Here is a 24,636-nt window from a genome sequence, read left to right on the forward strand (position 1 = left end):
GCCGCTAAACATGCGGCGGGCAGCTTGATTCACTGTATGCTGTTAAGACAGTGAATTATGATCCTTATTGGGATGCACTGTTATTCAAATCTTTGATTTGTTGTACAGCTTTGTCCATTGCTGCTTTTGGATCCCCATTTTTATCCCAAATTTCTGGAAGGGCAGCATTCACTGGGCTCCATACGTTACCCATTTCAGGAATAGAAGGCATCGGTTGGGAGTTCTTAGCTTGTTCTGCAAAAACAGAGACATATGGATCGCTAGAGATCTGTGGATCAAGAAGCGCCTCGTTGTTTGTAGGAACCGAACCAATGGTTTTGTTCAGTAACAGCTGAGCGTCTTTGCTTGAAGCAAAATTCGCATACAATTTAGCAGCATTCGGATATTGAGTAAACGAGTTAACTGCGAAAATTTTAATACCAGAGAATGTAATTGCTGTTTTGCCATTCACTGTAGGGATTGGAGCAATACCAAGGTTGTCACCAAGAGCTTCTTTGTATCCTCCAAGCTCCCATGGACCTGTGATATCCATAGCTACATCACCAGAGTTGAACAAGCTGCGTTTGATATCACTGTTGATATCACCACTCTTAATTGGCAATGCTTCCTTCAGTTTCACAAATTCTTTAAGTCCTGCAATTGCGCCATCGTTAGCAAGACCGATATCATCTTTATCCGTACCATCCTTACCGAAGAGGTATCCGCCATCGGAAGCGATAAACATGTAGTTGAAGTACAAGTTTCCTACTTCCCACATAATCCCATATCTATTTTTCGATTTATCCGTGAATGTTTTGCTGAATGCAAGAACATCATCAAATGATTTAGGTGCTTCTTTAACAAGCGATTTATTGTAGAACAATGCATAAGTTTCTGCTGCTCTTGGGTAACCATACAATTCGCCTTCGTACGAAGATCCGATAATCGAAGCTTCAGTATTGTTAGCTTTTGTTTCTTCACCGAAGACATCGTTAGGAAGAACCAAGCTCGCGCTTGCCGCTTTACCTAAGTTATCGTGAGGGATAAGAATAACGTCTGCCGCTAATCCTGAAGGACCATCTTGAGTAAGTTTAGTTACTTGATCTGGTGGTGCCAATTCTTCAACCTTGACTGGAACGTTATATTTTGCTGTGAACTGTTTAGCAATCTCATCTGCAAAAGGTCTTTCTTCTTTACTTTCCCATACCACTAGAGTTGCGCCATCTTCAGGTACAATTTCATCTGTTGCTGCTGCATCTGTGCTCTCTGGCGCTGCAGTCTCTGTAGTAGCATTATTAGTAGCTTTTGCTGCGTTGTTGCCCCCGTTATTCGTACTGTTGTTGTTGGAACCGCATGCTGTAACGGACAGAGCCATTGAGAAAGCTGCGGTGATAACCATCATTTTTTTCAATTTCATTACTTTAACCCCTCCCAATTTTTAAAAACGTAAGATGGAAAATAGTAGTGCTGTAATCTGCGCAAACGATTTCAGAAAGGCTAAAAAAAAAGTTCTTCTTTTAGCTTGCTCCTTCTGTATCTGCATTTCACAGGTAAGAAAGCGCTTCATTCATGAGTACATCATACAACAGTAACGATTGTTTTTAAAAACGTTTGCATATACTGTATTGGGTCATTTTCCATTATTTGATATACATTATAGGCATATATCTCCATTTTTCACATGATATCTTTTAATTAGTCGATAATTCATGTGTTTATTATTGGAATATCTATTTTATTTGCCCCTAATATGCCACATTTTCTCTATTTCAAGAGATTTCTCATAAATTGCCCTTCACAATGCTCGTTTACTTTAGTGAAATTTAGTGCAATGGTTTGAACAAGAGTATTGAAAGCCCTTTTATTCCATGCTATAATCCAAAACGTTAAGAGGCTGTCCAGCATGAAGCACAACATCCCTTGTCTGCCTCCTGTTCTATATAATTAAAAGGCAATGTTACTTATCAAAGGTACAACCTCGGGCAAGCTACTTCGCGGTGGTTGTGCCTCTTTGTTATGTGCTACTCGGCTACTGATTTAGTGCATGTTGCATAAAAAACTGTGCAACCAATAACAATAGCGACATTCTACATTCCACGCGCTCTGTGGAGTATCGTCCGGGAATAGTTTATGCTTTCGAGAAAGTAGCGCTAACAAAACTTAGCGTATGCTTTCGATGTGGTTTTGCCGAAGTCTCCGAGGAAGTAACGCTAACAAAACTTAGCGTATGCTTTCGATGCGGTTTTGCCGAAGTCTCCGAGGAAGTAACGCTAACAAAACTTTAGGAGGATTTATCATGTTACTGGAAGCAGTGTATCATCGTCCGCGGTTAAATTGGTCTTATGCCTATAATGAAAGTACGATTCACCTGCGTCTACGCGCTAAAAAAGGGGATTTAACCGAAGTGTTCGCCTTTGCTGGAGATAAATATGCTTGGGATACCACAAAAGAGCTAATTCCCATGACCCTCTTCACCTCCGATGCTATGTTTGACTATTGGGAATGTGCTTCAGTACCTCTCTACCGCCGCTTGAAATACGGCTTCTTACTTCAAAAAGATAACGAACGAATTTGGATGACCGAAAGTGACTTTCAAACGGTGCGGCCGGAAAACCCAAACAAGCTGTTCGAATTCCCCTTCATTAACCGCGTTGACGTATTCGCTCCGCCTGCCTGGGTAAAGGACGCTGTTTTTTATCAGATCTTCCCAGAACGCTTTGCAAATGGTGACCCGAGCCTTGATCCGGAAAATGTTCAGCCATGGGGCTCCGAACCAACACCAACCAATTTTTTTGGCGGCGACCTGCAAGGGGTTATTGATCATTTAGATCATCTTAACGAGCTTGGGATCACTGCTATTTATTTCACACCTATCTTTGATGCAACTACTAATCATAAATACGATACAGAAGACTATATGAAAGTCGATCCGCATTTTGGAGATATTGAGACTTTAAAAAAGCTCGTCGATAGCTGCCATAAACGTGGGATTCGTGTCCTGCTAGATGCCGTATTCAATCATTCTGGCAAAACCTTTGCTCCTTTTGTAGATGTTCAAGAAAAAGGAGAGGCTTCCGCCTTTAAAGATTGGTTCCATATTCGTAAGTTTCCGCTTCAGATTGAAAACGGTGTCCCTACTTATGACACCTTTGCTTTTGAACCGCTAATGCCAAAGCTAAACACAGAACACCCTGAAGTTAAACAATACTTACTGAAAGTCGCAGAATACTGGATCAAAGAAGTCGGGATCGATGGCTGGCGTCTGGACGTTGCCAATGAAGTGGATCATGATTTCTGGCGGGAATTCCGCAAGGTGGTTAAACGTGCTAATCCTGAGGCCTACATATTGGGGGAAATCTGGCATGAATCTGCACCTTGGCTGGAAGGCGATAAATTTGATGCCGTTATGAACTATCCTTTCACTGACGCCGTCCTTGACTTCTTTGTGAATGGCACTCTTGATGCTGAAGGATTCGCCAATTCCATTGGTAAACAGTTATCACGCTACCCGCTGCAGGCTAGTGAAGTTGCTTTTAATCTGCTGGACAGCCACGATACTCCACGACTGCTTACGCTGGCTGCTGGAGACAAAAACAAGATGCGATTAGCGGCACTGTTCCAATTCACCTTTATGGGCACTCCCTGCATCTATTACGGTGACGAGATCGGCATGGACGGTGAAGGTGACCCTGGTTGCCGCAAATGCATGGAGTGGAACCCTGAAAAGCAGGATCGAGAGCTCTTCGAGTTCTATCGTCAGCTTATTAAAATACGCAATAACCACCCTGCTCTCCGCACAGGTACATTTACCTTCCTTGAGGCAGGACAACAAGGCAGCAAGCTAGCCTATGAGCGCCGGCTGGATCTGCAGACGATTGTGGTACTAATCAACAGTGAAGAGACCGCTCAGACCTTCCGTATTGACGTAGACGAGCGGGATTGGGAGAACTTGTTTACAGGCGAAACAATGCGCACAGAACGAAGCAAGCTGATCGTGAAAATGCCAGCCTATGGATTCGCTATCCTAAAGGCAATCATCTAAAAGATTTCTTTTCTTCCCACTGCCCAGCCATACAGCATATCAAAACAGGGTATCTCGCAAGCGATAATCGCTTCGGGATACCCTGTTTTCTTTTGGAGCATACTAAAATGCTAACCGCTGCTCAAACTAAGGGGTGCCAGAATTCAGCACACCTTAGTTTAGCCTACTTGCTCAGCAGCGTATAAATAACCTGTGCGCTTTCTGCGCGTGTCATCCATGCTTTTGGAGCGAATCGTTTGTTCTCTCGGCCTTGCAGGAGTCCTAAGTCTGCTGCAGTCTTCACATAGGCTTCCGCCCACTTGCTAATACTTGAAGCGTCAGTAAATGCCGTAGAGACTGCTACAGGTTCAAGCTTCTTACCAGACTTCACTTCAAGTGCGCGGATCGCCATAACAGCCATTTCCTCACGGGTAATTGATGCATTCGGCGCAAAACTATTATTACTCCGTCCACTAACAATACCCAGCTTAGTAGCTGTGGCTACATATGAGGCATACCATGCATCTGACCTGATGTCAGTAAACAGGACCTGCCCTTCCGCTTTTAAGCCAAGTGCACGTACTAGTAGTGCTGTAAATTCCGCACGGCTAACATTACTTTTTGGATCAAACTCAGAGGTAGTGACCCCTGACACAATTTGTTTGGCGGCAAGTGATTGAATCGCCTTAAATGCCCAATAGGTTGCAGGAACATCTTTGAACGACTTATCGATTTCAAGCACAGCATACTTACTGAAGTGTGTGACTTGTGCCGTGATCACATCTCCATTCAGCTGTCCTCCCACGTACTCTAACCCGCCATTATCACTTAAATAATAGATTCCGATTAAGTCTTTGTTGAATTGCCCTTTAATCTTGAATGAGATCGTAATCGGCTCATCGAACTGCTTAATTACAATCCGAGTACCGTCTTTCATCAGCACGCTAAGTCTGAATTCAAATACATCGGAAAGAGAGCTAATATGAGCACTATCTTTGTTTATACCGTCTACTATGGCTTTCGCAGCAGACTGCGCCAGTGGGTTCAGTTCAAGCAAGATTTGGGCACCTACCCCATCAATACCTGAAGCTAAACTTGGCATTGTACTTAAAAGCTGGCTAGGGATAGTAACTAACAGATCTCCCATTTTAAACACAAGATCATTAGTTCCTAGTATTTGTGCAGCTTGTAAAGGTAAGCGTACCGCTGTCTTACCGGCAGCAACATCAATTTGCACCTTGCCGTCTTTACCATTCTTCAAGCTATCCTCATTCACAACCTGAGTATCCGCTGGCGGCGTAGGGCTAGGGTTAACAACAACTCCAGAGGTTGGTGCCGCTGTGGCTTCTGGCGTTGGTGTTGGTGTCACCTCAGGCGACGGTGTTACTTCTGGTGTCGGCGTCGGCGTCGATGTTGGTGTTGGTGTTGGCGTCGACGTTGGTGTCGGCGTTGGCGTCGACGTTGGTGTACGGCGTTGGGTCGTGCGGCTGGTGTCGGTGTTGGCGTCGACGTTGGTGTCGGCGTTGGCGTCGACGATGGTGTCGGCGTCGGCGTTGGTGTCGGCGTCGGCGTTGGTATCGGCGTTGGTGTCGGTATAACATCCGATACTTCCGCCAAAATAATCGTGCCTCCCTCATCTCTGCCTGGCAGATCAATATTTACCTTTTGATCTTCGGAAACCATGTATGTTTTACCGCTGTATTCATCGGTTACCGATGAATTGGCAGCAAACGGTACTGGAATCGTTACAGAATTCCCACTAGTTTTAGTATTGATTACCGTCACTACGTTCTCATCTTCATAAGATTTGTTGAAAGCTAAATAACCTGAATCATCTGAACCTGCGAGCTTCGTGCGCGCACCTTTGGAATACACTTTGGAGTACTTCGCACGGATATTCAACAGCTTTTGAAAATGGTCATGTAGTGGCTTCTCTGCCGTCAATTGATCCCAAGGCATATCCTTACGGTTCTCACTGAATTGACCTTCAGACATATTTCCAGCATTGCTTCCGGAATTCCCCAGTTCTTCTCCGTAGTATATTACCGGCTGTCCTTTGGCTGTAATTTGCAGAGCTGCAGCAATCTTCAGCTTGCCTTTATCGCCTCCCACATAATCAGACAAGAAACCATTCTCATCGTGACTGCTCAGGAATTGAGCCATCATCTTCGTATTATCGATCTTTAATTCACGTTCCTGCAGATAAGCATCCACACTGTTTACCTTACCATTTGCAAAATCTCTGGCTGCATCTTTAAATCCAAAATCAAGCAGACCATCCATCTGGCTAGTTTCGAGCATTCCACCATTGTTATCAATGGTTCCACCGAAGTATTCGCCGGTCATTTTGAAGTTTGGATCAATCGCTGTCAGTGCATTTTTAAAGGCTTTCCAAGTCGTATCGTCCACGTGCTTGACTGTATCCACACGGAAATAATCAATCGTGTCTCCACGTTCCGTACGTGCGTTGTCTAACCAGCCTGTTTGCCAAGCGATAATTTTTTCACGAACGGCTGGATCTTCCGTCTTGAAATCTGGCAGGAAAGCAAGCTCACCCTTAATTGGATCTGTATCTGCGGATACACCATCCGTGCGCAGCATCCCTTCGAAACGTGCTTTATCCTCAGCTGTAATTGTCGGATAGGTATCCTCAGCTTTCAGACCGTAACCCGTATGATTGAGTACAACGTCAACCATGATCTTGATCCCTTTGTCATGCGCCTTTTCGATCAGCTCCTTGAAGGTTGCCATATCGCCAAGATGCTCGTCGAGCTTGGTAAAATCTTTTGCCCAATACCCATGGTATCCATATTGTTCGCTGCCAAAGTCAACGCCTTTGTTAAAATCAATATTATCTACGATTGGCGTGATCCATAACGTGTTAATTCCTAGCTCTTGCAAATAATCGAGATTGTCGATCATCCCCCGGAAATCTCCACCATGATAAGCTTCCAGATGATCTTTATTTACATTCTCATTATTCGTTGGGTCACCGTCTTTAAATCGGTCTGTAAGCGCGAAATAAATCCGGGCCTCATCCCAATCAAAATCCAGCTTATCCCCTGTATAGGCTCTTGCTTTCACCTCAAGTGTAGCCTTTTCCTTATGTGCATTGCCGTATTGGTCTACGAGCGTAATCGGAATATCCTTGATGCCCGCTGACACCGTGTCTTTCACAGCAACCGTTTGTTTCAAGAGTTCCGTATCCAGCTTAACTTTGCTAGGTCCTCCAAGATTGGTTAAATCCATATATGCTTCAGAGTAAGTTACTTTTTCCGAAGAGGAAGCGTTGATGCTTACAACAGCATTCTGATTGGATGTGACTGCCTCTGGACTTACGGATGCCGTAATCGTAACGACAGGTTGATGATAATCAATAACAGATTCATCATTCACCGTATTCTTTGGATCTGTAATTTCGGTAGTGACGCCGTCTTTAGTAATCAAGAAAGTATATTTATACATACCTTCTTTTAAATCAGCCAGTGTATAAGTGAACCACTCGTTAGCCGGATCATAGATCATTGGATACGAAGTGCCGTTCACTTTTACTTTAGCAGCTGTTATTGCGTCCATATTTCCAGTACGGAACAAAGCGTCGTCGCGGTATCTGAAAGTAATCGTTCCATCTTTTAAAATGGGGCCGCTAATACTTGGTTTGATATCAAGCTCTTTAACCATACTGGTTACATACACCTTAGTGAACGGTTCACCAGGGGTCAACGGTATGACACGATCGTCCGGGTAGTCTTGTTTTCCCGTGTTCCAATCCGTACCTTTGCGCAGGACAAATCCAACGCTTGTTGCATTCTCCGCAACCTCAATCAGAACGCTCGCTGTGCCATTCTTAAAGGTTGTGAAATCAATCTGGTCATTTTTAGCTCCAGTGTTCCAAACCCAGATATTCCAATCCTTATAGTCCTTATCGCTACGGGTATAAGTGAATTGAACATATCGTTTGTCAGTAACTTTAACGGTGACGGTTGTGGAAACACCCTCATAAGAGATAGTAAGGGTTGCCGTTCCTAGCCCAACCGCTTTGACTAGACCTTTATCAGTTACTGTAGCCACTTCAGGTTTATTGGAAAGGTAAGTAGCCTTCTTAGTAACATTACTTCTGCTATTGTCATCATATTTCGCAAAAACAGCGGTTTGATGCGTATTTCCTGCTGCCAGCGTGTAGCTTGCACTATCTGTTTCCAAAGAGGTCAGCTTAACTGGTGCAGCTTCCTTTTGAATAATCACAGCCGTCAAAGGCTCTAATGTAATTGAATTTGCTGTCAAAATAAAACCTGTCTGCTGCGCAGCCGGTATCGCTGTAACACCAGCTTCATCGTTGTCCACAAGCACTTGACCACCCGTCAAATCCTCAGATAAGGTCAGCTTTCTAGTTGTGCTGTCACCATTCATGAAGACATAATAGATGCCAGTACCATCTGTTGCTTTGTTGGAATAACCGATGACAAGATCGTTATCCTTCATTTCTGGAGCAGGAATCAGGTTAATGTTAGAGTCAACCAAATCCTTATCGCCCAATCGGAAGGCATCCGTTGATTTTCTTAGCTCCATCAGACCCGACGTATATTTTCTTGTCGTGTTCTGTACTGGGAACTTAGATTCATCCGTTGCTTTGGTCCAATCAAACATGTTAACTGCATCCGATGAATCGTAAGAATCATGAATGAAATAGCCAAACGATTGGTTGTTATTGTCGAACATCTCTGTGAATTTATCCTCAGGATCCGTTGTGCCCTTCCACTGCTTAGTCCGCCCATATTCCTGACCGGCATGGATGAAGGCTGTACCTTGAGAAGTTAATACGAGCATATTTCCTAATCTGATCCGCTGCTGAATTTCAAGCTCATTCTCAGCAATATCCGGATCCTTCTTGATCGATTGTGCTATGACATCATGAAGTGTCAGATTATCATGAGCTTCGATGTATGGGACGATATCACCCGGATCATCTGCTGGTGTATTCGAAGGTTGAGCTTTAATATTGTCCAGGATTGTAGCGATCGGACGTGCTCCACCGGTAATAAATCTAGGCTGACCTTCGGAACCATAACCAGACTTCAATTCATTACGGAATTCATCGGAGAAAACACCGACACTATCCGTTTTGTCCATCCAATCCTGATCTGCACCTTGCCCAGCGAGAGAAGGATCAGCCGCAGCGCCGCCGAATGTTCTCCAGCCTTCACCAATAAAGAGTGCCTTCGGATTCACTGCTGCCGCGGCATCATAAGCATGCTGAACAGCATCAGCTGTCGCATCGCCCATCATATCCCAGCGCATTCCATCAATCTTATACTCTTCAAACCAGTATTTTACCGAATCAACCATCAGCTTCTCAGCCATTTTATGGTTGGTGGCTAAATTGTTGCCGAACCCCCCGATAAAGTTGCCGTTTGCATCTTGGAAGGCATAGTAATTAGGTACGATGTCGTTTAAAAATTCTTTTTTAGCCATGTGAGTATACACTACGTCCAGAACGACACCCATTCCAGCTTCATGCACGGCATCAATCAAACCTTTTAGTTCTTTAATCCGCTCTTCTGGATCGGCAGGATTCTGTGAATAAGCCCCGTCCGGAGAGAAATAGCTATGAGGATCATACCCCCAGTTGTATTCATTGTTTTTTGCGGAATAATCTGGCTCTCTAGTCCCCATCTTCGTCTCATCCCCGTAATACCAAGCCATCACAGGAAGCAACTGAACATGCGTTACACCAAGAGATTTAATATAATCAAGTTTCTTTTCAAAAGCGCTATAAGAACCCCATCTTTCCCCACTCAGACTATCCTCGATCGATACATCCGATGTAAAATCTCTCACGTGGACTTCGTAGATGATGGCGTCCTCACGTTTTTCGTAGCCTTTTATATCAGCATACCCAAAGGTATCAGGGTTCGTCTGGCTTAAATCAACGATAGCCGCTTTGCCCACTGTATCCCCGCCGGCACCAGCAGCACCTGTGGTATCCACAGTGAATACCGCCATTGATTTAGCATAAGGATCAAGGACCTTATGGGTTACACCGTCATTCGTTACTTCGTATTGATAAAAGAAGCCCCTTACATCTGTTGCCGTTGTGCCTGTCAAATCAGCTGGCTTCAGCTGGACTGACCAAACCCCTTGCTCGCCGAGTGTTAAAGCAACACTACCCACTTGCACGTTAGAGTCATTCTTATCGTAAAGATTTACAACGACTCCGCTTGCTTTAGGTGCCCATAATTTCAATGTGGCTGTTTTGTCAGCATTATACGTAGCTCCAAGATCGTCTCCTGTATAATTGTACATTTCATCAAGCATTCTCCAGCCACTTGCGGCGGAGACTGTTTTACCTGAATAGGTAACGCTAAGCGGAACTTTTTCCAAATCAAAAGCTTCTGTATCCACTTCGATTGAAGTTTTGCTTGTAAGGGTTACCGCAGTAATCGGGACTGCAGCACCCTCTTTATCCTTAACTGTAATTGCTGACTTTAAGGCTGCTGGATCCAAACCGTCAGTCAGTGTGAAGCCGAGAAGGATTTTGCTCGTCGACAACACCTCTGCGGATACTAAGCCAATTGGTGTCTCTCCAAACGGAGAAACATAAACATTGTTGTCTCCTTCTTTAACCCATAGCTGATTGTATCGATCCAGCAGGCTAAAGGTTTTATTGTCACCGTCCTTATCACCGTTCGAAGGTTTCATCACAATAAAGCCAATTTTCTTCGCGTTCTCAATAAGCGGAACATCAACATATGCACCATAACGATCTGTTTGATCTGCCACAAAAGGAGTGGCACCAGACGGCCAATTTTCGGATGGGGCTACGACGTCATCCCACAGCCACAGTCCGTATTGATCATGATTTGTATCAGCTCTGGTATAGTGAATTCGCACTGTATTAGGAGCAAGTGCAACTGGTTCATACGGTGTTACATCATTTGACCCTTGCTTGATCCAAATTTCATTCGTCTCAGGCGTGTTAATGGCAAAGAGTTTATCGCCTTCATCCTTAGCCTGAGTGACTCGGTTTACCACAAGAAACGAAATTTTCTTGGCTCCATCCTTCACTGGCACGTCAACATAAGCACCATAAGAATCGATTTGCCCTTCAGGAAATGAAGTTGCCCCTGTTGGCCAATTTGCGGAAGGGGATTGAACATCATCCCATGTCCATAATCCCTGATTTTCATAGTCACCAGCTGTCCGATTGTAGTGAATACGGATGTGTCCAGCCGGAACAGGGGTAACCTCAACAGGTTCAGAAGGAATTTTATATTCAGCTGTCACACTGCCATCCAGTGGATTAAATTTAAAGTTAACCGGCAGATCGGAAGGAAGACTCAGATTATTAGCAGTTTCGGGATACAATTGATCCCCGGCTTCACCGTCTCCTGGAACAGAAACTTGGTAGGTGTAATCTCCCTTAGGAAGGGTAGCCACCGTACTGTAAACATCATCAAAATCAGGATCAGATAATGTGGTAAGTGCTTCTGCCGGCAGGTTTCCTGTCAATCTTGGTAGTTTAGCGGAAGCAATCGGTGTGTAATACGTGGAGTCGGCTATTTTATGAGTTAAGTCATTATAATAAAAGGTCACGGCAGTCTCTGTTTCTAGCTTGATATGAATATTCTCCCCATCATTGCTCCCCTGAGGATTGGTGTAACTTGTGAATCCATAGTTCTCATCCCATAAATCATTTAGAGTAACCTTGTAGTTATATTCTCCTGCCGGCAATGTGCCTGTAAAAGAATATAGGCCATTATCTGAATAGGTCATTTGGGTAACTACCGATGTCTCATCCCAATCCTTACCCGGCGTTTCCGCATCTGTCGATGTAAATTTAGACTGCAGATCCCCGACCAACACAACCTTCGTCGTTGCTGCTGTAACATTAACAGGATGTAGTCCAAGACCAGAGAACACGAGAGCAATGATCATAAAGATCGCAAATGCCCTCTTCCCCCATAAACTTATTTTCATTTTTGCAAAACCTCCCATAATTATGAATTCCCTTTTTGCAAGCGGATACATGATTTCACAAACCCCACCAATTTATGAGATTATAAATCATGCGAATTCCTTCTGAAGGTGAAGAAGGTCTATATGTAGGGCTCGTCAAGCCAATTCAACGCTGTCACCATCCTTCTATCAAGGTAAAAGCTTGATACATCATGTCGAAATTAGTGCAATCGTTTGCAAAAAGCTATGCACAAACACTAGTCCATAAAACCCGATCGTTAGTGCAACTGATTACAGCCTAAAAATACCCAATGAAAACGCTTGCTGTATTTTGATTTACATACTAATGCCGAATTTACGGTATTGTCAACCAGTATTTTCTAAAATAAAAGCTCAATTTAAAGCCGCAATAAAAACGAAACTTGTTCTTCCCTTCCTTTCAGCTAAGTTCTTGCATCCTTTAAGCCATACGTTTGCATTCAGCGAATGCTCTTTTCACAAAATTCAGACCGCATTTATACATATTAAGATCAAAATTCCCGAATCATTCATACTTTTTTGGTGAAAAGCAACAATATTGCATTGAAATTTCTTGTGTTCCTTCCAAAAGTAGCAATTTCCTCCTTTTGAATGACTTTATCTATTTACAATTTAGAACTCTTAGATTAATATTACTGTGTAAAGCAAACGGTTCCATAAGGAGGTTTCAATGACAGTTACCATTAAGGATGTGGCCAAGAAAGCGGGAGTATCTCCCTCCACGGTATCCCGGGTATTGTCCAACCATCCCAGAATCAGCCTGGAAACTTCCCGCAAAGTTAAAGCTATTATGGAGGATATGGGCTATACCCCTAACATGATGGCTAAGAGCTTGGTGTCGAAAACTACTAACAGCATCTGCTTCAGTCTTCCTAAACCTGCTGAAGAGCTGTTCTCTAATCTATTTTTTATGGAATTAATTCGCGGGATCGTTACACAAGCCAGCCGTTCCGGTTATGATGTGCTGATAAGCTCCGGAGCGAACGAGAAAGAAGAACTGGAAGCCGTTTCACGACTTCTGAAGGGTCGCCGTGTTGACGGCGTTATTCTGCTTTACTCTCGTACGGATGATGCCGTTATTGATTTTCTAGAGAGCAACGATTATCCATTCGTGCTTGTTGGCCGGAGTGATAAATATGAGAATATTTTATCAGTCGATAATGATAATGTGATGGCAGCATACGATGCTACGAACCACCTCATTTCCATGGGGCATAAACGTATTGGCTTCGTAAGTGGACCACCTAATCTAATCGTTTCTCGTGACCGTCTCGCCGGATATCGTAAAGCATTGCAGAATAGCGGTTTAGAAATGCGGGATGAATGGATTGTAGAGGGTGAATTTCTACAGGATAGCGGCTATAGAGCGATGTCCTTTTTCATGAATTTGCCGAATCGACCCACTGCGCTGGTAGCGGTGGATGACATGGTATCGTTCGGAATTTTGCGCGGGTTGAATGAACTGAAATACAAGGTTCCAGACGATCTCGCCATTGTAAGCTTTAACAATATTCCATTATCTGAATTATCTAGTCCTCCGATCAGCAGTATTGATATAGGAATTTATCATCTTGGCTACACCGCATCACAAGTACTTATCCAAAATATCAAGAGTCCGGATAACGGTTCAGGTCATACCAACCGATTTGTCATTCCCCATCGTCTGATCGTGAGAGAGTCATCCATGCACTCTCAGGCAAAGCATAAAACCGAATGAATAAGTGAAGCGTTTAATCGCTTCATTTATTTTTTGAAAATCTGTACAAACGTTTGCGCTAAATCATACAATACTTAATGATCCAGTTCTTTATGGGTGATTTCTAGGATCTTAGGTTAGGATAAACTTACACATCTTAATCAAAGTTTAAACGGTTTAATAAGATTCTAATACGGCATCCGCTGGATCACGACGCTGTCAAAACTTTTAGGAGGTACTACAATGTCGGAAATTAAAGCCTGCTTGTTCGACTTGGACGGAGTAATCGTCGATACAGCCAAATACCATTATATCGCTTGGAAAGAGCTTGCAGATGGACTGGGGTTTCTTTTCACAGAACAAGATAACGAACGCCTTAAGGGAGTCAGCAGAACGGCTTCACTAAATATTTTGCTGGAAATCGGTGGACTAACGATTGCTGAAGAAGAGAAAGCTAAGCTTGCGGAACAGAAAAATAATCGTTATGTCGAATATATTGCGAAAATGGACAGTTCTGAGATTCTGCCAGGTGCGCTTGATTTCCTAAAAGAGTGCCGTACGAATGGCATCAAAGTCGCTCTCGGTTCTGCCAGTAAAAACGCTATGACGATCTTGAATAATACCGGATTAACCCCTTACTTTGATGCAATCATCGATGGAACTCATACTAGTGCTGCTAAACCAGATCCGGAAGTGTTCCTGTTAGGAGCCAAAGCACTGGATGCCGCACCTGAACATTGTGTAGTCTTCGAAGATGCAGAAGCGGGAATTGAGGCCGCTACCCGGGCCGGTATGTTCAGTGTTGGCATTGGTTCGCCGGAAACCCTCAGTGCAGCGAATATTGTGGTTCCATCGCTCGCTCATATGAGTGTGTCCATGCTCAAAGAATCTTTTGCATAAATATAGTGAACATAATGAACTCAAATAGTACTGATTTGAGTTGTTATGGACATTCCTACCAGAGATTAAATGAACTAATAATTAATCGTTAACTTTCTGGTGATGAAGTGACGGAGAGGAATTTTGGAACTGTAGAAGCATAGCGTTCGCCTTTATAATCAGATTTCATCCGCAAAATGTGGTTTAAATATAGAAATCTGATTATAACAGCGATCGAAAGTCCAAAGATTCATCGCAGTCACTTTTATATCACCGGAAGTTTAACAAAAGATTTGTTCATTTTATATATCCCCCTAACATATTTAAAGGAGCGGTTATCGTGAAACAATATTTAACAATTGATGAATGGTCCATTATTGAGGAATCCTTTGATCCACAGACGCAAGAAATTTCTGAAAGCGTATTTAGTCTTGGTAACGGATTTATGGGTGGCCGGGCCAATTTCGAAGAGCAATATAGCGGCAACAGCCTGCAAGGCAGCTACATGGCGGGCGTCTACTACCCTGACAAAACACGTGTCGGCTGGTGGAAAAACGGCTATCCTGAATATTTTGCCAAAGTACTTAACAGCACGAACTGGATCGGTATTAACATTGATATCGAGGGTATCCCCCTTGATCTGGCAAAGTGCACCGTTTCCGAATTCCGCCGTGTACTTAATATGAAAGAAGGAACGCTCTCCCGTAGCTTCACTGCCACTCTCGAAGATGGTAAGGAAGTTAAAGTAGAAAGTATCCGGTTCGTAAGCATGACTCGTCAAGAAATCGGCGCGATTCGCTATTCCATCATTCCTGTTAATTTCTCAGGCAAGATTACGATTACTCCTTATCTTGATGGTGATGTGAAGAACAAGGATTCCAACTATGACGAGAAATTCTGGAATGAAGTTGAGAAACAAGCGGGACCTGATCATGGACATCTCACTCTTAAGACTAAGAAACTCGACTTCCATGTCACCTCTGCTATGGATTTTGATATCCTTGTCAATGGTGAGAAGGTAACTGCCGAAGCAGAAGCGATCGAACAAGAGAAATATGTAGCCAGCAAACTGGACGTAACCGCACAAGCGGGCAATCAAATCGTCATTTATAAATATGTAGCCAATGTTACTTCTCGGAATCACGGTCTGGGACAATTGGTCGACGCCGCCCAAACTGCTCTGCAAGCTGCTAAGGAAGCCGGATTTGTAACTCTTTTGACCGAACAAATTGAAGCTTGGAGAGAAAAATGGAAAGAAAGCGATATCATCATTGAAGGTGACGTTTCGGCTCAGCAAGCGATTCGCTTTAATATTTTCCAACTCAATCAAACCTATAATGGTGAAGATGACCGCCTGAACATTGGCCCGAAAGGCTTTACCGGTGAAAAATACGGCGGCAGCACTTACTGGGATACAGAGGCGTATTGCGTTCCCTTCTATCTCAGTACGGCGGACTCCTCCATTGCCCGCAATTTGTTGATCTACCGTTACAAGCACTTAGAGAAAGCTAAAGAAAATGCCCGTAAGCTTGGATTCAAAAAAGGTGCGCTATACCCAATGGTTACTATGAACGGTGAAGAGTGCCACAACGAGTGGGAAATTACATTTGAAGAAATTCACCGGAATGGTGCCATTGCCTACGCTATTTACAACTATGTGAACTACACCGGAGACAAAGCTTATCTGGGACAATATGGCCTTGAGGTTCTCGTGGAAATCTCCCGCTTCTGGGAAGAACGTGTTCACTATGCATCACGCAAAGACAAATACGTAATGCTCGGCGTAACGGGCCCGAATGAATATGAGAATAACGTTAATAATAACTGGTATACGAACCGTATGGCTTCGTGGACTATGGAATATACCATGGAAGCACTGGCATACTTGCAAGAAAATGAGCCTACTCGTTATGCTGAGCTAGTTGACAAACTAGGGCTGCAAGAGAGCGAAACTACAAAATGGAAAGACATCATTGCTAAGATGTATTATCCTGCGGATGAAGAGCTGGGTATCTTCTTACAACAAGATGGCTTCCTGGACAAAGAGATCATTCAAGTCAAAGATCTGGAACGTGAGCATCTGCCACTTAACCAAAAATGGTCATGGGACCGTATCCTGCGTTCTTGCTTCATTAAACAAGCAGACGTTCTGCAGGGATTATATTTCCTGGGTGACCGTTACGATCTCGATACCAAAAAACGTAACTTCGACTTTTATGAACCGATCACTGTTCATGAGTCCTCCCTTTCCCCTTGTATCCACTCCATTCTAGCCAGTGAGCTGGGATATAAGGATAAGGCCTATGAAATGTACTTGCGTACTTCAAGACTGGATCTTGATAACTATAACAATGATACAGAAGACGGCTTGCACAGCACTAGCATGGCTGGTACTTGGATGTCAATCGTACATGGTTTCGGCGGACTCCGCGTGCATGACGGCAGACTGACACTGAGCCCATCTAACCCAGGTCACTGGACCGCTTACTCTTTTAAAATCATGTTCCGCGGCTCCCGTCTGAAAGTAAGCGTTACGGATGCACAAGTTACTGTTACGAATGAAACTGATATCCCTGCTTCTATTACTATCTACGACAAAGAATATACCGTAAACGGACTAAGCAGCATCACTGCTGATAGCAATTCCGTCACAGTATAAAACTTACACCCAAGAGACCCTTGAAGCTTAATGCTTTTGGGGTCTCTTTATTTTTTAGGAAGATAACTTATATAAGGAGTGATTTTGAATGAACAGAACCTTTTGGAAAGAAGCCGTTGTCTACCAAATCTATCCCCGCAGCTTTCAAGATAGCAATGGTGACGGGATTGGAGATCTGCAAGGAATCATTTCACGTCTGGATTATTTGCAAAAGCTAGGTGTCGACGTAGTTTGGCTGTCACCTGTATATAAATCACCAAATGACGATAACGGTTATGACATCAGCGATTATCAAGATATTATGGATGAGTTCGGCACATTGCAGGATTGGGAAGAATTACTGACTGGATTGCACGCCCGTGGCATAAAACTGATGATGGACCTTGTAATCAATCATTCCTCAGATGAGCATCCTTGGTTCGTAGAATCCCGTTCTTCAAAAGATAATCCATATCGCGATTACTACATTTGGCGTCCGGGTGGACCAGATGGTGAGCGCCCCAACAATTGGAGTTCTGTATTCAGCGGCCCGGCTTGGGAACTGGATGAAACCACTGGTGAATACTATCTGCATCTGTTTTCGCGCAAGCAACCGGATCTCAACTGGGAGAATCCGCAGCTGCGTGAGGAGTTATACAAGATGATCACCTTCTGGCTCGACAAGGGTGTGGATGGTCTACGAATGGATGTAATCAATATGATTTCCAAAGTGGAAGGTCTCCCTTCCTCTCATAGAGACGGCCTTGCTCCCGGGGAACTTGCTTGGGGTGGCGAATATTATATGAATGGACCACGTGTTCATGAGTTTTTACATGAAATGAATGACAAAGTGTTATCCAACTATAACATTATGACTGTCGGCGAAACCCCTGGCGCTACAGTTGAAGATGCCATCCTTTACACGGACGAGGAACGCAAAGAGCTGCAAATGGTATTCCAGTTCGAGCATATGGATGTGGACTCGGGTCCTGACGGCAAATGGGACGTAGCCCCGTGGACGTTGTCGAAGCTGCGCGATATTCTTCATAAATGGCAAGTGGGTCTGGCGGATAAGGGTTGGAATAGTCTTTATCTTAACAATCATGACCAGCCACGTATGGTCTCAAGATTCGGGGATGACGGTAAGTATCGTGTGATCTCTGCCAAAATGCTCGCTACCTTACTGCACACGCTGAAAGGAACGCCCTATATTTATCAAGGCGAAGAAATCGGGATGACTAATGTAAAGTTCACAGCCATTGAACATTATAAAGACATTGAAATCCTCAATATGTATCGCGAAAAGGTTACCGAAGGCGGCGCTGATCCTAACAGCGTGCTAAACGCTATTCATATCAAAGGCCGTGATAATGCGCGTACTCCGATGCAATGGGATGATTCTGCGAATGCCGGCTTTACTGAAGGGGAGCCGTGGCTCAAAGTTAATCCGAACTACAAGGAAATTAACGTGGAGCAGGCCCTGGCGGATTCGGATTCCATCTTCTATTATTACCAAAGGCTGCTTGCTTTGCGCAAAAAAAATCCGATCATGGCTTATGGCGAATACAAGCTACTTTTGCCAGAGCATGAGGATATTTATGCCTATACGCGTACTCTGGATGACGAGAAGTGGCTGGTGCTGCTCAATTTCAATGAGGTTCCACAGACTGTTGATCTTTCCGCAGAGCTAAGTAAGGCTACGGAACTTATTATTGGAAATTACCCTGATGATGCACCCACACGGGAATTATTACGACCTTATGAAGCAAGAGTGTATCGATTGAAAGACTAACTTTGTCTATCTTCCTGAGTTATACTATTTAGGATGATTTTTTATGAGATTATCCTTCTGCCTGCTACCTGTCATTAGAGAGCACGGAATAACAGGATTTTGCAAATGCAGCCTGATAGTATGAACTTAAAGGGAGATGACGGACTTGGAATGGCTTATCCGCATGAAAGAAGCTTTAGATTATATGGAGAGCAAGATGGAGGAATCTGTGACCATTGAAGAAATCGCCAAGGTTGCTTACTCCTCCCCCTTTCATTTCCAGCGCATGTTCAATATGCTTACCGGAGTATCTATTAAAGACTATATCCGTAAGCGCAGATTAACTCTGGCTGCACAGGAGCTTGCTATTTCTAAAGTTAAAGTGCTGGATGTTGCACTGAAATACGGATATGACTCGCCCGAGTCGTTTGCCAAAGCATTCCGCAAGGCACATGGAATTACTCCTTCTGCTGCGCGGGAGTCAGGGGTACAGCTCAAGGCTTTCCCTAGACTCTCCTTCCATCTATCACTGAAGGGAGATAAAGAAATGGACTACAGAATTGAGAAAAGAGACGCTTTTAATGTTATCGGACTAGTAGAGGAAATGACAACGAAGGATGGGGAGAATCTGCGCCGCATCCCTCAGTTGTGGATAGAAGCTAATGAAAATGGTACGTCAGATAAGCTGATTGAGCTCGGTGAAGATAAGGATTTATTAGGCATCTGCTCTGACATGAACCATGATAAAGAAACCTTCTCCTATTGGATCGCTGTCGAAGCTACTCCAGAGACTGATGCACAGGGCTTTGCTTCTACAACAATTCCAGCTGCAAGTTGGGCTGTGTTCACCTCAGTAGGGCCGATGCCTGATGCGATCCAGCAGGTATGGGCACGCATTTTCCAGGAGTGGTTCCCTTCCACAGGCTACGAGCACACAGGCGGACCTGAGTTTGAGCTATATCTTCCAGGGAGACCAGACGCAGAGGACTATCGCTGTGAGATATGGATCCCTGTTACGAAAAAAGAATAGAACTAAAAAGACTATCGAAATCCCGATAGTCTTTTTTCTTGTGATTGCCTACTATTTCATTTTGAGAATTGGCATAGTCTTGGTATAATAAATAGATTATGTAGTTCTATAATGATTATTGTCATCCGAATTATCGGTGAAGGAGAATTTCATGTCTACTGTAAAAATATTTTCAGACAGCACTTCCGATTTACCTCAAAACTGGAAGGATACTTATGACATCGGCATCGTTCCTCTTTATGTTGTATTTGAAGAAGGTACCTACAAAGATGGTGAAGATATTACACCCGAGGAAGTGTATCGCCGTGTAGCCGCTAGTGGAGTATTGCCGAAAACGGCAGCACCTTCGCCAGCAGATTTCATTGCTGCATTTCAACCCGTGATTAGCAGCGGACAAGATATTGTATATATCAGTCTCTCCTCCTCACTATCCTCTACATATCAGAATGCACTTTTGGCTGCCGGGGAATTTCCTGAGGGACGCGTACAGGTTATAGATTCACAAACCTTGTGCGGAGGCATTGCCCTCCTTGTTATGAAGGCTGTCAGAGCTGCTGAAAAGGGCCACTCTGCCGTAGAGATTGCAGCCATGCTGGAGCACAGCCGCAGCCTTGTGGAAACTGAATTCGTTGTGGATACGCTAGATTACTTATATATGGGTGGACGCTGTTCAGGCATGCAGAACTTCATCGGTAGTCTGCTCAAAATCCGTCCTGTTCTTAGACTGGTAGATGGAAGCATCATACCTACCAGCAAAATCCGTGGCAAAAAAGAAAAAGCTGTGGAACAAATGCTCCAGAACGCTTTGGTTCATGTCGATCGAATGGATAATGAGTTGCTCATCGTGGTCCATACCTTGGCGGAAGAAGATGCGCTCTATCTGGAGGCAGCACTACGAGAGAAAACTCAAGTTAATGAAATAGCAATCCTCCATGCGGGTTGTGTAATTGGCAGCCATTGTGGGCCGCATACTGTAGGTCTCATGTATATGCTTCAGGACTAATAACACACAAATCTCCGGCCATTGCTTCTTAAGCAAATGGACCGGAGATTTGTGTGTAACCCCCCTAGTTTGAAGTTACTTCCAGCTCTATATCTTCTGCTCTGCAAGGCAACATAAAACGAAACGTAGAACCGTGATTCTCTTCACTTTCTACAAAGATCGTCCCACCCATCAGCTCCACAAGCTGCTTGCAAATCGCCAGTCCCAAGCCTGTGCCTCCATATTTACGGTTTATGGACGGATGCAGCTGTGAGAAAGATTGAAACAATAGATTGAGTTTGTTACCGGCAATTCCTACACCTGTATCCCGCACTGAAAATTCCAACAAAAATTCTTGTTCATCAGATAGTGGAATGTTCTTCACCGATAGGGTCACGCTCCCACGTTCCGTGAATTTCAGCGCATTGCCTACCAGATTCACGACAATCTGCCGCAAGCGGATCGGATCAGCAATGATTATGGTTGGAACGCTAGTATCCATCCACCAACGTAATGCCAGCTTCTTCTCTTCCGCTTTCGGTGCAAATAAATCAATGACGTCTGAGATCATCTCGCGGAGATCAAACTTCTCGGATTGCAGTGACATTTTACCTGCTTCCATTTTGCTGAAATCAAGAATATCATTCAAGATCTGTAATAACGTATAACTACTGCTGCGTAAAATCTCGGCATAACCTCGCTGCTCTTCTCCAAGTTCAGTATCCAACAATAGATCAGCCATTCCGATCATCCCGTTCATCGGCGTCCGAATTTCATGGCTCATCATCATTAAGAAATCAGATTTGGCTTGCGCTGCCTGCTCTGCTGATTCTTTCGCACGAATGATTTCTCGCTCATTCGTAATATCACTGAAGGCAATAACCGCACCTGCGATCAGCCCTTCATCAATAAGAGGTGCTACCCGATAATTAACAAAAAAACTGGTGCCATCCTTACGCCAGAAGATCTCATCATCTTTCTTGCGGATGACTCCATCCTCTATCGTAAGACTAATCTGGCAATCAGGTGTCGAATAACGCGAACCATCACCTTGGATATGATGGATATAATCCATAAGCTTCAGACCCATCAATTCTGTTGGTTGGTAGCCTAACATATCCGCTGCCTCACGGTTAATAAATAGAGCACGCCCCGTTGTATCCAGCACAAAGATTCCCGCGGAGACGGAATTCAGAATGAGGCTCGATTGTTGATCCTTCACAGCTACTATTGAGCTATCTTTGGAGCTTATCTCCACTTCGCCCGTGATAGGTAATTCAGTATCTAAGGTGTCCGCTAATTCATCTAGCCAGTCTTGTAACAATTCCGCATGTAAAAGAGCGCTTCCGTTAGCCACTTGGGTAATCGCGAATACCCCGGCGATCCCTTCTTCCGTTCTGATGGGTAAAAGTTTAACGCCTACGCAATCCGAGCCTTTTTTGGGATTCTCTAAATCTTGTAGCTCAAAGCTTGAGGAGTTCCCCTGCAGAGCAGCCTCAAAACTAGCAATATTGCCAAGATTTTTTCTCTTTGCTGATATCGGACTTGTATTTTGCAACTTCGCTTCTGCGCTCAAGCCTAGATGAAAAGTTCGGTTGGTTCCTACGCAGCGACCTTGTCTATCCAGAACGAATATCAAATCAGGATGTTGGTCATATAACGATTTATAAGCGCTCTCTTCCGAAAGCAACCGTCTCAGAATGGACGTCCAGTCTTTATCCACAGTTCACATCCCCTCAGGCTCTCTCATCCATTATCATTACCCCTAAACGAGCAATGTTCATCTAAAATTTAAAATATATTTCATATCTATTATATCAAAATTACGGAAATCAGTCGTAGATAAACGTCAAATCCCCCCTTTATAACCCCAATCACGATGCTTTTTCATCGTTACAAAAGGGTTATAAAAGGGGGTGAATTCCGAATCTATTAGGCTATATCTTTATGTTCAATGTTGCGAATAGCCATATAGGCAATACCTGCTCCTAGCAATCCAAGTGAGATCGACACCGCCGCTAAATTACCTAAGCGAGCTTGATCAAATCCCCCAGAAATTAAGGAGGTAACTAACACAGCTGAGACGATGGTGGCAGGGACCGATTTTTTCTTCATTCCAAAGTACAATGGGATTAGAGCAATACCCGCTGCGTAAAAAGCGTTTGCGCCTAACTTAATCAGCTCTGAAGTGATTACATGAAGGGTCAGTTCACCCGGAATAAGCCCTGCAAAGGAATTGAATCCTATTAGGATAGCGCCGACTACAATGTCTGCCACGATTATGGCAACAAATGTGAAGGCGAACACTATCAATATTTTCGCAGTCATCAGCTTTTTACGTGAGATAGGATACATGAAGAGAAGAGTAATGGTGTTGTTCTTATACTCATCAATCACCAGCTTGCTAATAATAACCGAAGCGAAAATAATATAAGCAGCCTTTACAAAAACGAACACGCCCTCAAACAACTCTGCATAAGAAGCAAATGACGGTTCGCTCTCATTTTGATCAACGAATAAAACCATAATCATAAACGCAAGAATCGCAAGATTGACGATTGCTACACCTGTAAGAAGCGTTTTTAGCTTATTCTTCCGAATTTCCAAAGATATTAATTTAAGCAATGCCTTCACCCCCAATCAATTGCAGAAAATGATCTTCCAGCGTATGTTGTTTTTTGCTGATACTTTCAATTTCCACATCTGCTAGCACTAACGCCTTATTCAGATCACGTTGTGAGATTCCACCGTCATATATTCTAACTGTAATATGGTCCAGCACTTTGAAATTATTAAGCCCAAGCTTATGCTCCAACACATACACTGCTTTATTAATCTCATTCGTAACCACTTCGATATATTCAGTATTTTGGCCACGAATGGAATCCATCGCCACTTCTTCTACCAGAGCACCCTGCCGGATCACACCGATCGTATCAGCAATCTGCTCTATTTCCCCCAGAATATGACTAGATACAAGTAACGTCATTCCATATTCACGGCTAAGCATCCGGAACACTTCACGCATCTCCTTGATTCCCACAGGATCTAGCCCATTAATCGGCTCATCCAAAATGAGCAGCTCAGGTTTCGTCATGAAGGCTCTGGCAATACCCAGACGTTGCTTCATCCCAAGTGAAAATTGCTTCACCGGCTTTTTATCGACACCTGTGAGCTTTACCAGCTCCAGCGCTTCACCAATCGCTTGCGGATCATAATAGCCCATGTACTCTCCGTGCAAAATCAGATTTTCTTTGGCTGTCAATTTATCATAAAACACTGGATATTCAATGATGCAGCCCATCCGCTTCAGCATTTCGTAAGAATGCTCAGTCATTTTTTCATTAAAAAATTCAATTTCTCCACTCGTAGGTTTAACGAGGTTCGTGACCATTTTCATCACGGTAGTTTTGCCAGCACCATTGGGTCCAAGAAACCCGTAAATTTCACCTTGCTTAATATTCATATTCACATTGCTGACGACTTCTTTACCTTGATAGGTTTTCGTTAAATTTCTTGTCCGAAGTATTGTAGTCAATTCCGCGCTCCCCTTTGTTTTCGTCTCGTCTTCCTTAGTTCTTATTGTACACAGCAGAATTTTCTTTTTTATTACTCGTTTCTTACGAAAATCTTAAGCTGCGCACA

The 24,636-nt window shown here is 43.7% G+C and carries 13 protein-coding genes; 7 read left to right on the top strand and 6 right to left on the bottom strand.

Translation table 11 applies throughout. The features are described from left to right. Positions 1-64: 64 nt before the first annotated feature. A complete protein-coding gene (locus MHI15_RS14290) occupies positions 65-1,396 on the bottom strand; it encodes a sugar ABC transporter substrate-binding protein (RefSeq protein WP_076126469.1) in 1,332 nt (443 codons plus the stop codon). A gap of 879 nt (positions 1,397-2,275) precedes the next feature. Between MHI15_RS14290 and MHI15_RS14295 the strand changes: the two genes are divergently transcribed. Beyond that, positions 2,276-4,021, top strand: a complete 1,746-nt coding sequence (locus tag MHI15_RS14295) for an alpha-glycosidase (protein ID WP_341164530.1) — start codon at positions 2,276-2,278, stop codon at positions 4,019-4,021. A 163-nt stretch (positions 4,022-4,184) separates the two neighbouring features. Here MHI15_RS14295 and MHI15_RS14300 read toward each other — a convergent pair whose 3' ends face one another. Both MHI15_RS14300 and MHI15_RS14305 read right to left on the bottom strand, forming a co-directional pair. Beyond that, positions 4,185-5,369, bottom strand: coding sequence for an S-layer homology domain-containing protein (locus tag MHI15_RS14300; RefSeq protein ID WP_341164531.1), 1,185 nt, complete (start codon positions 5,367-5,369; stop codon positions 4,185-4,187). Positions 5,370-5,383: 14 nt separating this feature from the next. Beyond that, positions 5,384-11,977 carry a pullulanase gene (locus MHI15_RS14305; protein WP_341164532.1) on the bottom strand — a complete coding sequence of 2,198 codons (6,594 nt, stop codon included), beginning with the start codon at positions 11,975-11,977 and terminating at the stop codon, positions 5,384-5,386. A 688-nt stretch (positions 11,978-12,665) separates the two neighbouring features. Here MHI15_RS14305 and MHI15_RS14310 point away from each other — a divergent pair. The 6 genes from MHI15_RS14310 to MHI15_RS14335 all read left to right on the top strand — a co-directional run bounded on the left by MHI15_RS14310 (position 12,666) and on the right by MHI15_RS14335 (position 21,012). Then, positions 12,666-13,712 (top strand): LacI family DNA-binding transcriptional regulator, encoded by a 1,047-nt coding sequence (locus MHI15_RS14310; RefSeq protein ID WP_076195090.1) that lies wholly within the window; start codon positions 12,666-12,668, stop codon positions 13,710-13,712. 222 nt (positions 13,713-13,934) lie between these two features. Next, positions 13,935-14,591, top strand: coding sequence for a beta-phosphoglucomutase (gene pgmB / locus MHI15_RS14315; protein WP_076279393.1), 657 nt, complete (start codon positions 13,935-13,937; stop codon positions 14,589-14,591). Between the two features lie 319 nt (positions 14,592-14,910). Continuing rightward, positions 14,911-17,229: a glycoside hydrolase family 65 protein gene (locus tag MHI15_RS14320; protein WP_341164533.1), complete on the top strand. Its 2,319-nt coding sequence runs from the start codon at positions 14,911-14,913 to the stop codon at positions 17,227-17,229. An 88-nt stretch (positions 17,230-17,317) separates the two neighbouring features. Continuing rightward, the gene (locus MHI15_RS14325) at positions 17,318-19,000 is read left to right on the top strand and encodes a glycoside hydrolase family 13 protein (RefSeq protein ID WP_036684397.1); all 1,683 of its coding nucleotides are present in this window, start codon (positions 17,318-17,320) and stop codon (positions 18,998-19,000) included. A gap of 145 nt (positions 19,001-19,145) precedes the next feature. After that, a complete protein-coding gene (locus MHI15_RS14330) occupies positions 19,146-20,009 on the top strand; it encodes an AraC family transcriptional regulator (RefSeq protein ID WP_175618914.1) in 864 nt (287 codons plus the stop codon). A gap of 151 nt (positions 20,010-20,160) precedes the next feature. After that, the gene (locus MHI15_RS14335) at positions 20,161-21,012 is read left to right on the top strand and encodes a DegV family protein (protein ID WP_076126458.1); all 852 of its coding nucleotides are present in this window, start codon (positions 20,161-20,163) and stop codon (positions 21,010-21,012) included. Between the two features lie 64 nt (positions 21,013-21,076). Here MHI15_RS14335 and MHI15_RS14340 read toward each other — a convergent pair whose 3' ends face one another. The 3 genes from MHI15_RS14340 to MHI15_RS14350 all read right to left on the bottom strand — a co-directional run bounded on the left by MHI15_RS14340 (position 21,077) and on the right by MHI15_RS14350 (position 24,529). Next, positions 21,077-22,714 (bottom strand): ATP-binding protein, encoded by a 1,638-nt coding sequence (locus tag MHI15_RS14340; RefSeq protein ID WP_076279395.1) that lies wholly within the window; start codon positions 22,712-22,714, stop codon positions 21,077-21,079. A gap of 209 nt (positions 22,715-22,923) precedes the next feature. Then, positions 22,924-23,616, bottom strand: coding sequence for an ABC transporter permease (locus MHI15_RS14345; RefSeq protein ID WP_341164534.1), 693 nt, complete (start codon positions 23,614-23,616; stop codon positions 22,924-22,926). After that, positions 23,609-24,529: an ABC transporter ATP-binding protein gene (locus MHI15_RS14350; RefSeq protein ID WP_076126453.1), complete on the bottom strand. Its 921-nt coding sequence runs from the start codon at positions 24,527-24,529 to the stop codon at positions 23,609-23,611. Before MHI15_RS14350 ends, MHI15_RS14345 begins: the two co-directional genes overlap by 8 nt. Positions 24,530-24,636: the final 107 nt, after the last annotated feature.

Source organism: Paenibacillus sp. FSL H7-0918 (assembly GCF_038007025.1).
Classification (GTDB): Bacteria; Bacillota; Bacilli; order Paenibacillales; family Paenibacillaceae; genus Paenibacillus_AQ; species Paenibacillus_AQ odorifer.